The organism is Empedobacter sp. UBA7494, from assembly GCF_002478465.1.
GTDB classification, from domain to species: domain Bacteria; phylum Bacteroidota; class Bacteroidia; order Flavobacteriales; family Weeksellaceae; genus Empedobacter; species Empedobacter falsenii_B.
This window is the reverse complement of the sequence record NZ_DLOC01000054.1, coordinates 134,293-147,354: the sequence shown is the minus strand read 5'-3', so window position 1 is coordinate 147,354 and position 13,062 is coordinate 134,293. Positions and strand designations below refer to the sequence as shown.

At 31.3% G+C, this 13,062-nt stretch carries 13 protein-coding genes; 8 read left to right on the top strand and 5 right to left on the bottom strand.

From position 1 onward, the window contains the following. Positions 1 to 3 precede the first annotated feature (3 nt). Positions 4 to 927 carry a UbiA family prenyltransferase gene (locus B4E95_RS06545; protein ID WP_114998383.1) on the bottom strand — a complete coding sequence of 308 codons (924 nt, stop codon included), beginning with the start codon at positions 925 to 927 and terminating at the stop codon, positions 4 to 6. 25 nt (positions 928 to 952) lie between these two features. Further along, a complete protein-coding gene (locus B4E95_RS06540) occupies positions 953 to 1,870 on the bottom strand; it encodes a mevalonate kinase family protein (RefSeq protein WP_291064333.1) in 918 nt (305 codons plus the stop codon). A gap of 243 nt (positions 1,871 to 2,113) precedes the next feature. Between B4E95_RS06540 and B4E95_RS06535 the strand changes: the two genes are divergently transcribed. The 8 genes from B4E95_RS06535 to rfbD all read left to right on the top strand — a co-directional run bounded on the left by B4E95_RS06535 (position 2,114) and on the right by rfbD (position 9,963). After that, a complete protein-coding gene (locus B4E95_RS06535; protein ID WP_291090772.1) occupies positions 2,114 to 2,770 on the top strand; it encodes an HPP family protein in 657 nt (218 codons plus the stop codon). Beyond that, positions 2,770 to 3,654, top strand: a complete 885-nt coding sequence (locus B4E95_RS06530; RefSeq protein WP_291090770.1) for an NAD kinase — start codon at positions 2,770 to 2,772, stop codon at positions 3,652 to 3,654. Before B4E95_RS06535 ends, B4E95_RS06530 begins: the two co-directional genes overlap by 1 nt. Before the next feature lie 118 nt (positions 3,655 to 3,772). Beyond that, a complete protein-coding gene (locus tag B4E95_RS06525) occupies positions 3,773 to 4,564 on the top strand; it encodes a DUF6089 family protein (protein ID WP_291090768.1) in 792 nt (263 codons plus the stop codon). Between the two features lie 7 nt (positions 4,565 to 4,571). After that, a complete protein-coding gene (locus B4E95_RS06520; RefSeq protein ID WP_291090766.1) occupies positions 4,572 to 5,321 on the top strand; it encodes an isoprenyl transferase in 750 nt (249 codons plus the stop codon). Between the two features lie 20 nt (positions 5,322 to 5,341). After that, positions 5,342 to 7,864, top strand: a complete 2,523-nt coding sequence (bamA, locus tag B4E95_RS06515; protein ID WP_291090764.1) for an outer membrane protein assembly factor BamA — start codon at positions 5,342 to 5,344, stop codon at positions 7,862 to 7,864. 61 nt (positions 7,865 to 7,925) lie between these two features. Beyond that, positions 7,926 to 8,513, top strand: coding sequence for an OmpH family outer membrane protein (locus B4E95_RS06510; protein ID WP_291090762.1), 588 nt, complete (start codon positions 7,926 to 7,928; stop codon positions 8,511 to 8,513). Between the two features lie 26 nt (positions 8,514 to 8,539). Next, positions 8,540 to 9,055, top strand: coding sequence for an OmpH family outer membrane protein (locus B4E95_RS06505; RefSeq protein WP_291051903.1), 516 nt, complete (start codon positions 8,540 to 8,542; stop codon positions 9,053 to 9,055). Between the two features lie 53 nt (positions 9,056 to 9,108). Continuing rightward, entirely contained in the window at positions 9,109 to 9,963 is an 855-nt protein-coding gene (gene rfbD, locus B4E95_RS06500; RefSeq protein ID WP_291090760.1) for a dTDP-4-dehydrorhamnose reductase, read from the top strand. 69 nt (positions 9,964 to 10,032) lie between these two features. Here the strand turns inward: rfbD and serS are convergent, their stop codons facing one another. From serS to B4E95_RS06485, 3 genes are all read right to left on the bottom strand, one after another. Next, entirely contained in the window at positions 10,033 to 11,301 is a 1,269-nt protein-coding gene (gene serS, locus B4E95_RS06495; RefSeq protein ID WP_291090758.1) for a serine--tRNA ligase, read from the bottom strand. A 315-nt stretch (positions 11,302 to 11,616) separates the two neighbouring features. Beyond that, on the bottom strand, positions 11,617 to 11,904 hold the full coding sequence (locus B4E95_RS06490) for a hypothetical protein (protein ID WP_219034968.1): 288 nt from the start codon (positions 11,902 to 11,904) through the stop codon (positions 11,617 to 11,619). 21 nt (positions 11,905 to 11,925) lie between these two features. Continuing rightward, on the bottom strand, positions 11,926 to 13,050 hold the full coding sequence (locus B4E95_RS06485) for an ATP-binding protein (RefSeq protein WP_291090756.1): 1,125 nt from the start codon (positions 13,048 to 13,050) through the stop codon (positions 11,926 to 11,928). Positions 13,051 to 13,062: the final 12 nt, after the last annotated feature.

Here is a 13,062-nt window from a genome sequence, read left to right as displayed (position 1 = left end):
TGATTAATTTATGCGCTGATTAAAATTTTGCGCAATAGTTTGCAAAGTTAAGGGATTTATTTCGATTAATACGATACTAAATACACCCGCAACAATCATTCCCTTAAAAAAATAATGTAAAATCTTATATGCTTGTGTCGATTTTATTCTCCAAATGATAAATAAAATCACTGTGAAAGCGATATTCGCAGCAATAAAAAAGTACTTCATCGCGCCAACATCATTTTTCATAATGATAATAATTCCAATGATTAATTCTGTAATAATTAAACATGAAATCAAAACTTTTGTAAAATCTATTCCATATTTGATTGGAATTGAATCATAATTATAAATCAAATCTGCTTTTTGAGAACTCAAATCTTTTACAATATCAGTAATCAATAATAAAATACTCAAAAAAGTAGCATGTAAAGCCAAATTGAACGTGAAATGATCAAAATAAACCAATAAGGCGAAAAATGGCATGACACGAATAATAACCAAATAAAAGTTTTTGATCAATGCAAATCGATTGATTTTGTGGCTATAAAACCAAACTAGAAATTGATAAATCAAAAAGAAAATGAAAACCTTCCACGAAATTAAGGCTGCAATAATCAATGCTAAAGCATTCAGAACAATGTAAACAGTTAGTTTGAAACCTTGCGAAACTTGTTTCTGAAGATAAACTTGTAAAGGACGTTTGAGTTCGTCTTTTTCTAAATCGTAAAAATTATTGATGATATATCCCGCGGCCACACAAAGTATCGAACAAAGAATAAGCCCGTCCAACTTTGGATTTGTCAACAATTGACGATGACCAACTTCTGGCGCAAAAATAAAAAGTGCAGCAAGGTATTGTGCCAATATTAACACAATTAAATTATAGCCACGAACAACAGAAAATAATGCAAAAACTTTTAAGATTATTTTCTGAACGTTCATTGATTATATTTTTATAAATTATTTTTTAGAATTTGTAAATAACTTCGGTCTGGAAGTCTTTTAAGTAGCTTTTCGCTTTGTCATAATCTTGTGTAAAACCAAGAACATAACCGCCTCCGCCAGAACCACAAAGTTTTAGATAATACGTATCTGTATCAATTCCAGTTTTCCATGCGTTCACTAATTTTTGAGGAATCATAGGTCTAAAATGTTCATAACCCCAAGCTGACAATTTCTGAAGATTTGCAAAAAGTGGATTGTATTCACCTTTCACAAAGTTTTCTATACATGCGTTGTTGTATTTAATAAACTCTTCTTTCAATGTTTTACGGAAACCTTCTTTTTTCATTTTTTCAAAGAAAATATGAATCATTGGTGCCGTTTCTCCTGGTGTACCAGAATTGATTAAGAAAACAGCTCCTTTTCCGTCAGCATTTGCAGAAGGTAAACCAATTGTCGAGATATCATTTTTTGATTGAATTAACAAAGGAATATTCATATAACAAATCAAAGGATCAATTCCAGAACTTTTTCCATGAAAATGAGATTCTAAATTTCCGAAAAGCGCTTTTAATTCGCTGATTTTTTCTTTGTTCAGATTTTGATTTATATCAATTTTATTCAAGGCATATTTGTCATAAATAGCGGCAACCAAAGCGCCAGAACTACCTACACCATATCCTTGAGGAATGTTAGAATCGAAGTACATTCCGTTTGCAACATCTTCCGAAAAAGATTTTGTATCAAAAGTATCAGCAAAATTTTCTTCCAAAAATTTTGCATAATTTTTCAAGTGAGCATTTGATGATTCTGCTATTTCAGAAGGCTCAAATTTTAATGCACCTTGGTAAAAATTATAAGGAATTGTTAATCCTTTCGAGTTCTCAATAATTCCATATTCGCCAAAAAGTAAGATTTTGGCATAAAATAATGGGTTCTTCATTCAATGCTAAAATTGGTACTGCAAATCTACAAAATTTAAGCCATTCTTTTTTGAATTTGAGGAAGAGTTTTGTTTTAAAAAATTGTAAATCACATTATTTTTTGATTATTAGTAGATTTTGGAATATATTTTGACTAAATAATTTAAAATAAATTGGTTAAATTTCAATTAATAATCAATGATTTTAACCGAATTAGCATTAAAAATAGAGAATTAATGTATTAAAATATATAAATTTGTGCCATGTATATCACCGAATATCTATCGAATGAGATAAAACCAGCGAAAGTTAATTCTTCTCCAAGTCAGCTTTTAGAAGTTGTGCAAGAGAATAAATTGACGCATTTACCTTTGTTTAAAGGGTTGGATTTTGTTGGAAATATCTCGGAAGAAGATTTGATTGAATTATCAATTGATGATGAAAAAGTAGATTATACTTCATATTTGGAGAGTTTTTATCTTTCTGAATCGAGTACGCTTTTAGATGCAATTCAGATGATGTACACGAATCAGGCGAATATCTTACCGATTATTAACGAACAATCGCGTTATGTTGGTTTTATTACGGAAACGGATATTATCAACACGTTTGCAAATTTCCCTTTTGTCGCTGCACAAGGCGTTTCGATGTTAGTTTCGATTGCGGAAAAAGACTTGTCGATGACGGCGATTTCTAATATTATAGAAGTGAATAACGGAAAAATATTGGGAATGATGATTGTTGGAAATAAAGAAGATAGCGTTTATGTTTTGCTGAAATTTAGTTCATCAAACTTGTTAACAATTGGTGAAACATTTGAGCGATATGGATATCAAGTGATTCAAAAATTTTATAACGACGAAAAACAAGAACTTCTGCAAAGTCGTTATGCACAATTGTTAAAATACATGAATACCTAATGATAAAAGTTGCACTTTTTGGACAAAAAACAAGTACGTCTTTAACGGATATTATTCCACCATTTATTAATTATTTAATTCAGAACGAAATTGCTTTTTGTGTTGAGCAAAATTTTCTTCAAATCTTAAAAGAAACAACTGATTTTGAACCTGATAATGTAGAAACCTATACTTCTCATGATGATTTAGACAAATCGGTTAAATTCTTATTCAGTTTTGGTGGAGACGGAACAATTTTATCAGCAACTACAATTGTTAGGAATTCTAATATTCCAATTATTGGTGTAAATACGGGACGTTTAGGCTTTTTAGCAACAATTAATAAAAGTGTGTTATTGGAGCAAATGGATAGTTTTTTCAATGATGATTATAACATTATTCCACGAACTTTATTAACCGTTAAAAGAAGTGATGGTGTAGAAATTGAAAATAATTTTGCGATTAACGAAGTGACTGTAGTTCGCCGTGAAACAACGAGTATGATTACGGTTGATGCTTATTTAAACAATGAATTTTTAAATTCTTTTTGGTCTGATGGTTTGATTATTTCTACGCCAACAGGTTCTACAGGATATTCGTTAAGTTGTGGTGGACCAATTGTTCATCCGTCTAATCAAAATTTTGTCATCACCCCTGTTGCGCCACATAATCTAAATGTGCGTCCATTAGTTGTGTCAGAAAACGAAAAAATTGACTTAAAAATACGTAGTAGAGCTAATGAATATTTCCTTTCGTTAGATTCTCGTAACTTTCCTTTAACAACTGACGTGGAATTGACAATACAAAAAGCTGACTTCAAAATCTTAATCGTTGAAGCTATTGACGCGACTTATTTCACAACATTGAGAGAAAAAATGCTTTGGGGTTCAGATAAAAGGAATTAAAATTTACAATAAAACTTCTTAATTTTTGTTAAATCAGTTACGTTGAATTGACTTTTGTTTATATTTGTTCGAATTTAAAAGAAGATAAAAAGCAAAAGCCGAAAAAATAACACAACTTATGAGGAGATTATTTTTGTTTGTTTTTATATTATGTTTTTCGCAATTAACTTTTGCGCAAAGACATGAACTCGGAATTTTTGCTGGTGGAGCAAATGTGATTGGAGATGTTGGTAAAGCCAGTTATATCAATCCATTTCCTACGAAAACAGAACCAGGTGGGAAAATTTATTTACCAATTTCAATAGGAGCATTGTATCGTTTTAATATAAATCCGCAAATGGGTTTTAGAGCAAATATCTCTTATTCAAAAGTTGGTGCAAGTGACCACCGCTCGAAAGAATATTATAAATTAGAAAGAAATAAAAATTTTCGAAATAATATTGTAGAAGGTTCTTTGATGTTTGAGTATAATTTTTTTAACATCAATGATGATCAAGAAACAGCACAATCGCCTTATATATTTTTTGGTGTAGGGGCTTTTTCAGCAAAAGGCAAAGAATATGATTATGATTCAACAGTTTCAACAGAATACCCAAGTGGAAAAATTATAAAAAAATCAAAATACAAAACCAATTTATCTCTTCCTTTTGGAGTAGGATATAAAGTAAGGTTTAATTACAGTTGGATTTTGTCTTTCGAAACAGGTATTCGTTATACAAGTGTCGATTATTTAGATTACAATGTAGGTGAATTTTCAACAAATTTTACTGAAGCAATAGATAATGGAGATTTATCTTCTGAAGAGTATAAAAAAAGAATATTTGGAAATACATCGAATAAAGATTGGTATGTATTAACAGGAATTTCCTTAACATATAGTTTCGGACGACCTGCATGTTATTGCGATTAAAAATAAAATGAAAGACAGTTTAGAAGAACAAATAGATAAAAACAATCTACCTCATCACGTTGCAATCATAATGGATGGTAACGGAAGATGGGCGAAGAAGAACGGAAAGGAAAGAACTTTCGGACACAAAAATGCGTTGGGAGCTGTACGATCTTCAATAGAAACTTGTCGAAAATTAGGTATAAAACATCTGACACTCTATGCATTTTCTACTGAAAATTGGAACCGTCCAAAATTAGAAGTCAATGTTTTGATGACTTTATTAAGTTCTGCAATTAAGGACGAAATAAATGAATTGCACAAAAATGGCATTCGATTGAATGTGATTGGAGATTTATCAAAATTACCAAGCAAAGCATTCAAAGATTTGACTAAAGCAATGGAAAAAACAAAAGACAATACAGCTTGCGTTTTAACATTAGCATTAAGTTATGGTTCCAAAGAAGAACTATTAAATGCAATGAAATCTATTGCTCAACAATACAAAGACGGTGAAATATCCGACTATGATTTTAATGAAGAATTAGTTCATCAAAACTTATATACACACGATTTACCTATGGTAGATCTTATGATTAGAACAAGTGGCGAAACCAGAATTAGTAATTTCTTGTTGTGGCAAATTGCTTACGCAGAATTATATTTTACAGAGGTTTTGTGGCCTGATTTTAACGAGAAAGAATTTTATAAAGCAATTTTAAATTACCAGAATCGAGAACGTAGATTTGGTAAAATAAGCGAGCAACTAACGAACTAATCGAACTGAAATAGAGGATTATGAAGAAAATTTTTTGGACAATGTGTATGCTTGGAGCTTACATGGCACAAGCGCAAGTCGTAGATTCTACGAAAACCATTGATTCAACACAACAAGATAATTTTGTCTTAGATTATACCAATGCACGAACTTTCAAATTGAAAGATATCGTTGTAACAGGTGACTCTAAATATTCTAAGAATCAAATTATCCGTTATGCAGGTTTTGCTATCGGTGAGGAGATAGAATTACCAGGTACGAAGGTAAATAATGCTGTAAAAAAATTATGGAGATCTAATATTTTCTCTGACATCGACTTGTATGTAGATAAAATAGAAGGTAACGAAGTAACATTAGAGCTTGCCTTGGTTTCAGTTCCTAGTTTAGGAGAAATAAAGATTAACGGTGTGAAGAAATCGCAACGCGAAGATTTAATCAAACAAAATAAATTAAATCCAGGCGTTAAGATTACACAAAGTTTGATCAATACGACAAATAATAAAATCAAAGATTATTATACTGGAAAAGGTTATCCTAATACAACAATTAATGTAGAACGTCAACCAATTGCTGGTAAAGAAGACGAAGAAAACATTACATTGAATGTTAATCGTGGAGAGCGTGTAAAGATCAAGAAAATCATTTTCGAAGGAAATGAAAACTTAACTGCTGCTCGTTTACGTAAAAAAGGGATGAAAAATACCAAACAGAAATCTATCAATATTTTCAAGTCATCTAAAATGATTCCTGAAAAATTCCAGGAAGATTTAAAAACTTTGGTTGATGAGTACAAATCTGTTGGTTTTAGAGATGCTAAAGTTGAGTCATACAACATCGAAAAAGTTGATGATAAAAACTTATTAGTTAAAATTAAAGTTAACGAAGGGAAACCATATTTCTTAGGAGATGTAACGTTTTCTGGAAACTCAATTTATACTTCTGAACAATTACAACGAATTTTTGGTTACAAAACAGGAGATCGTTACGATGCAGTAGGTATCAATAAAAAGATTTCTGGATCAGAAAAAGACGATGATATTTCTACGTTATATATGGATAGAGGGTATTTGTTTGCTCGTGCTATTCCTGTAGAAAAAAGTGTAAAAAATGATACAATCGATCTTGAAATTAAAGTTTTCGAAGGTACACAAGCTACACTTAATAAAGTAACGATTAACGGTAATACAGAAGCACACGATCATATTTTATACCGTGAGTTAAGAACTAAACCAGGAGATTTATTCTCTAAATCGGACATTAAGCGTACGATGATGGAGTTAGCTTCTTTAGGATACTTAGAGCCAACGCAAATAGTTCCAGATATTCAACCAAATCAAGATAATAATACAGTTGATGTGGAGTGGAAAGTTGCGCCAAAATCATCTTCTCAAGTAGAATTACAAGGAGGATATGGTGCAGGGACTTTCATTGGTACATTAGGATTAACTTTTGGAAACTTCTCATTGAAGAATTTTTTCAATAAAAAAGCTTGGAAACCAATTCCAATGGGAGATGGACAACAATTATCATTAAGAGCACAAGCTGGTAACGGATATAAAAATTATAGTTTATCATTTGTTGAACCTTGGATTGGAGGAAAACGCCCTACAGCTTTATCAACATCTTTTTATTATTCACAATATGATTACCGTGATAATTATGGAGAAAAAGCGAAATTGGACATCTTAGGAGCTTCAGTTGGGTTAACTAAGTTATTAACTTGGCCAGATGATTATTTCCGTTTATCAAACTCAATTTCTTATCAGTTATATAACTTCGATAATTATGCGATGTCTGTTGGTAATATGCAATATGAAAATGGTTCGTCAAACAACTTAAACTACACATTAGGTTTAACACGTAATTCTGCTGGACCAGACCCTATTTTCCCACAATCAGGATCAGAAATTAGTTTATCGTTTACGACAACATTTCCTTATTCAGCTTTTAATAACAAAGACTATACAAACATGTCTGACGTAGAAAAATTCAAATGGTTAGAATATTATAAATTCAAAGCTAAAGCATATTTCTACAAAGAATTAACGGGTAAATTAGTTTTAAAAGCGGGTGGAGAATTTGGAGTTTTAGGAACATATAACCGTAAAATTGGAACAATTCCTTTCGAACGTTTTTACTTAGGAGGAACAGGTCTTACACAAAATCGTTTCGATGGACGTGAGATTATTTCATTAAGAGGTTACGAAGATGCAACAAATTCTGGTGGACAAACAGGAGATATTACGCCAGAAGGAGGTGGAACAATTTATAATAAATATTCATTAGAATTGCGTTATCCAATCACAATGAGCCAAACAGCCAAAATTTATGCATTAACTTTTGCAGAAGGAGGTAATGTTTGGAACAATACAAGTGAATTTAAACCGTTTGAATTAAAACGTTCTGCAGGGGCAGGTGTTCGTATTTACATGCCAGCATTTGGTTTATTAGGATTCGATTTCGGATATGGATTCGATAAAGGATTTGGACAAACAGAACGCTCAGGATGGCAAACTCACTTTATTATTGGACAACAATTCTAATAAATTGATTAATTTTGCTTAGAACGTTTTGGCATAATTTTAGAATTAACACATCACAAATATGAAAAAATGGATTAGCTTTATAGCATTGTTCTTTGGATTAGCAAGTTTCTCTTTTGCGCAAAGATTTTGTTATGTAGACAGTCAGTATATTTTAGAAAATTTACCAGAATATACATCGTCTCAAAATAAATTAAAATCTCAAACAGAGTCTTGGCAAAAAGAAATTGAGCAAAAACAAGAAAATTTAGCTAAATTACAAGCCGAATTCGAAGCCGAAAAGATTTTATTAACGGCAGAACAGGTGAAAGAGCAAGAGAAAAAGCTAGCTGATGAAGTAGCGGCTGTAAGAATTTTGCAAGATAAACGTTATGGACCAAATGGTGATTTAGTGAATCTGAGAAGATCAATGGTAAAGCCTTTACAAGATCAAATTTATAATGCGACAAAAGAAGTTGCAGATAAAAGAGGTTTTGGTTTTGTATTTGATAAAGGAAGTGATTTAATCATGATTTACACAGATCCAAAGTTTGACATAAGTAGAGAAGTATTAATGACTTTAAGACCAGAATTGAAACCAAATAATTCAAAAACATCAACTTCCGGAAATAATAAAACTAGCAATAGTAGCAATAAAACAAGAAAATAAATTTTAAAAAACAAATTAGACTAGAAATGAAACAAATTAGATTGATAGCAGTATTTACAATGATGGTTTTCGGAAGCGTTTTATCTTACGCTCAAGAAATTGCACATATAGATACGCAAGCAGTAATTGAATCAATGCCAGCTTACAAAAAAGCAGAGGCTGATTTACAAGCATTAGGTAAAAAACACGAAGATGCTATCGCAAAATTACAAGCAGACTATAAAACTTTTATGGAAACTGCTCAAAAAGATTTAGCTGGTAAATCTCAAGAAGAAGCTCAAAAATTAATTGCAGCGAACAAATACCAAGAGAAAGAGCAAGAAATGCAAAAGAAATACGAAACTTATGCAAAAGCTGCTCAAGATGAAATGCAAGCAAAAGAGAAAGCTTTAATGGATCCAATCGAGAAAAGAGTAATGGATGCAATTAATGCTGCTGCTGCAAAAAAAGGAGTTAAATATGTTTTACCTGCTGGTGTTTTAGTTTACAAAGCTGGAGGATACGACTTATTAAACGATGTGAAAAAGGAATTAGGATTATAATTTTAAGAATTATTAATATCTTCAAGCCACTATTTTAGTGGCTTTTTTTATATATGAAAAGAATTTTAGTTACCGGAGCGAATGGTCAGTTAGGTCAATCGATCTTAGAGCAATCAAAAAACTACAAGGAAATTGAATGTTTTTTTGTCACTCGAAATGAATTAGATATTACGAATGAAGAATTAATTAATCGTTATTTCGAAAATAAATCATTCGATTTTGTTGTCAATTGTGCAGCTTATACAGCAGTTGATAAAGCAGAAGATGATCAAGAGAATGCTTATTTAGTAAACGCAAAAGCAACAGAATTTTTAGCAAAAATAACGAATCAAAAAGGAATTCCTTTTATTCACGTTTCGACAGATTATGTGTTTGATGGGACTGAAGCTCAACCTCGTTTAGAAACTGATCAAACAAATCCTATAGGGGTGTATGGTCAAACAAAATTAGATGGAGAGAATTTAGCATTAGAAAACAATCCTAAAACGATTATTTTACGTACAGCTTGGGTTTATTCTCGATTTGGAAATAACTTCGTTAAAACGATGCTTAGGTTGTTTAATGACAAAGATTCAATATCTGTTGTGGCAGATCAAATTGGTTCGCCAACAAATGCAATAGATTTGGCTGATGCAATCTTAACGATTATTTCGAAAGATGATTTAACGTATGGAATTTTTAATTATTCGAATGAAGGAGAATGTTCTTGGTTTGGATTTGCACAAAAGATTAAAGAATTTTCTAATTCGACAATCGAAATTAATCCTGTTCCTACTTCAGCTTATCCAACAAAAGCGAAGCGTCCTGCGTATAGTTTATTGGATAAATCAAAAATAAAAGAAGTGTATCAATTTAATATTCCGACTTGGGAAGATAGTTTGAAAGAAGAATTGAAGTATTTGATTTAGTTTCAGTTTTAATAACATAAAAAAAGCTCGAGAATTCTCGAGCTTTTTATTTATCTGAAAGATTATTAATTAATCTAAAATCTCAAAACGAGTATAAGGTTGCAATGCTTTCGGAATTTTTACTGTTCCATCAGCTTGTTGGTGATTCTCTAAAATTGAGGCTAAAATACGTGGTAAAGCCAAAGCAGAACCATTTAAACTATGTGCTAATTGAGTTCCGTTTTCATCTTTGTAACGTAATTTCAAACGATTTGCTTGGAAAGTCTCAAAATTAGAAACAGAAGAAACTTCTAACCATTTTTCTTGCGCCTCAGAGAAAACTTCAAAATCGTATGTAATTGCAGATGTAAATCCTGTATCACCACCACAAAGTCTTAAAATACGGTATGGCAATTCTAAATTTTCTAAAATTCCTTTTACGTGCTCAATCATTCCTTCTAAAGCAGCGTAAGAATTTTCTGGTTTTTCGATACGTACAATCTCAACTTTTTCAAATTGGTGTAAACGATTCAATCCTCTAACATCTTTTCCATAAGAACCCGCTTCACGACGGAAACATGGTGAATATGCAGTCAACGTAATTGGTAAATCTTCTGCTTTTACAATTGTATCACGGTAAATATTCGTCACAGGAACTTCCGCAGTAGGAATCAAGTACAAATCATCTTCTCCAATATAATACATTTGTCCTTCTTTGTCTGGTAACTGTCCAGTTCCATAACCAGAAGCCTCATTCACAACGAAAGGAGGAACAATTTCTGTATAGCCAGCATCAGAATTTTTATCTAAGAAAAATTGTGTTAAAGCACGTTGCAAACGAGCACCTTTTCCTTTGTAAACAGGGAAACCAGCACCAGTAATTTTAACACCTAATTCAAAATCAATGATGTCAAATTTCTTAGCAACTTCCCAGTGTGGCAAATTGTTTGGTTTTGCAGTTGCATCTCCGTGTTCAAAAACGATTTCATTATCATCAGCATCTTTTCCTGCTTTTACGATTTCGTTCGGAATATTCGGGATTTGATACAAAATATCTTTAACGGAGGTTTCGTAAGACGATAATAAATCTTGTAACTCTTTTGATTGAGTTTTTAAATCAACCGTTTTGATTTTTAATTCATTAGCCTCTTCCGATCTTCCATCTTTAAACAAATTACCAATTTCTTTTGCTAATTTGTTGGATTCAGCTAATACATTATCTAATTCAAATTGTGTTTTACGACGAAGTTTATCCACATTTAAAACTTCATCAACAAGATCTAATTGTTTGAAGTTACGTTTTTTAAGTCCTTCAATTACACGATCTTTGTTTTCTTGAATGTAAGAAACTACTAGCATACTTTTATTAAATTTATACAAATGTATAAATAATTAATTTTTTTAAATAAAGATTAAATGATTTAGGATCAAAAATTAATCAAAATCAATTAATTTTTAAATTTAACTGTCTTCATTAGATAAATAATTAACACAATGTTTTTTACAAAAAATATTCAAAAATTGTAAAATAATTTATAACATATTTAAAATCAATTTTTTAAATTTTATTTATTGAGAATTGATTAATACAATTATATTACATTGATTTTACATGCTGTTGTTTACGTTTCGAAATACATTTGTCAAAGAAAATTAATCGAAAATTATTAATAATTAAAACAATAAAACAATGAAAAAATTTTTCGCAGTAGTTGCAGTAGCAGCTTTATCTTTAGGAGCAGTATCTTGTGGTGAGAAAAAAGCAGAAGAAGCACCAGCTAACGTTGATTCAGCAGCAGTAACAGTTGATTCAGCAGCAGCAGTAGTTGATTCAGCAGCAGCAGTAGTTGACTCAGCAGCAGCTAAAGTTGATTCAGCAGCAACTGAAGTTGAAGGTGCAGCTAAAGAAGTAGCTCCAGCAAAATAATTTGAAATAACATTCAAATCATATAAAGAAACCACTTGTTAGATAAGTGGTTTTTTTTATGCTGTTTTGCGATGTAAATAGCGAGTTAACTTGATAGATAAATCTAAAAGTATAATTTTAGAATTACCATTTCGCTCAATATGATACGATGCTTCATTAATTTCATTTAAAATATCTTCGATATTTGCTCCATGTATAAAAGGTGCAAAACCTTGCCATTTAAAACCTTCTGCATTAATTTGCAAGAAAACTAAATCATCAGATTGATACGTTTTTAATAAAGCTTGACGAAAAATCTCGGAACAATAATTTAAAAAATCTTTTTGTTCACTTCTCGACCAACTTGCAATTTGATTCGACCAATCAATCAAATCCTTTAAAACGGTTGGAGTTTTGACTGCCATAAACGCTTTTCGAACCCAAGTCACAAAATATTTATCAAATAAATACTCATCATCATTTAATTGATGCAATGCTGCTCGTACATTTCCTTGCGATAGAAAAGCAATATGTTGCGCTTTTTCTGGATTAATATTTTTCTTCTCAACCAAATAGTTCTTTACATCCGATTGTGATAAACGTGGGATTTTTACTAATTGACAACGAGAAATAATGGTTTGTAAAATTAAATCCTCGCGTTCTGTTACCAATAAAAAAAGTGTTTTTTGAGGCGGTTCTTCAATTATTTTCAACAATTTATTCGCAGCTGCAGTTGTCATTTCCTCAGCTTGCCAAATAATCATGATTTTATAGCCTCCTTCGTAACTATTTAGCGCTAATGTTTTGACGATTTCATCCGCTTCATCAACAGGAATAACGCCTTGTTTTTTCTCAATTCCAAGATGAGACATCCAATCCGTTAAATTTCCATAGACATTTTCGTCTACAAAAGTTCGCCAATCGTTTAATAAATACTTAGCAAGTGGCTTTTTTACACTTTCTGTTGCTGAATAAGGAAAAGAAAAATGTAAATCGGGATGTTGTAATTTATCAACTTTCAGATTGCATTGTTCGTTATTCAAACCACACAAAACCTCACGTGCATAAGCAATTGCCAAAGCCAAAGTTCCCGAACCTTCTGGACCAGAAAAAAGCTGAGCATGACTTATACGACCATCTTTTATAGATTGTTGAAGCTTGTTTTTAATCTCCTGTTGTCCAATTATATTTTTCCAAAGCATAAGCCAAAGTTA

Bases quoted from the DNA above. Each gene is read 5' to 3' on its own strand.
- bamA (WP_291090764.1), top strand. From the start codon at position 5,342: ATGAAGAAAATTTTTTGGACAATGTGTATGCTTGGAGCTTACATGGCA.
- B4E95_RS06545 (WP_114998383.1), bottom strand. From the start codon at position 927: ATGAACGTTCAGAAAATAATCTTAAAAGTTTTTGCATTATTTTCTGTT.
- B4E95_RS06510 (WP_291090762.1), top strand. From the start codon at position 7,926: ATGAAAAAATGGATTAGCTTTATAGCATTGTTCTTTGGATTAGCAAGT.
- B4E95_RS06505 (WP_291051903.1), top strand. From the start codon at position 8,540: ATGAAACAAATTAGATTGATAGCAGTATTTACAATGATGGTTTTCGGA.
- rfbD (WP_291090760.1), top strand. From the start codon at position 9,109: ATGAAAAGAATTTTAGTTACCGGAGCGAATGGTCAGTTAGGTCAATCG.
- serS (WP_291090758.1), bottom strand. From the start codon at position 11,301: ATGCTAGTAGTTTCTTACATTCAAGAAAACAAAGATCGTGTAATTGAA.
- B4E95_RS06520 (WP_291090766.1), top strand. From the start codon at position 4,572: ATGAAAGACAGTTTAGAAGAACAAATAGATAAAAACAATCTACCTCAT.
- B4E95_RS06535 (WP_291090772.1), top strand. From the start codon at position 2,114: ATGTATATCACCGAATATCTATCGAATGAGATAAAACCAGCGAAAGTT.
- B4E95_RS06530 (WP_291090770.1), top strand. From the start codon at position 2,770: ATGATAAAAGTTGCACTTTTTGGACAAAAAACAAGTACGTCTTTAACG.
- B4E95_RS06485 (WP_291090756.1), bottom strand. From the start codon at position 13,050: ATGCTTTGGAAAAATATAATTGGACAACAGGAGATTAAAAACAAGCTT.
- B4E95_RS06540 (WP_291064333.1), bottom strand. From the start codon at position 1,870: ATGAAGAACCCATTATTTTATGCCAAAATCTTACTTTTTGGCGAATAT.
- B4E95_RS06525 (WP_291090768.1), top strand. From the start codon at position 3,773: ATGAGGAGATTATTTTTGTTTGTTTTTATATTATGTTTTTCGCAATTA.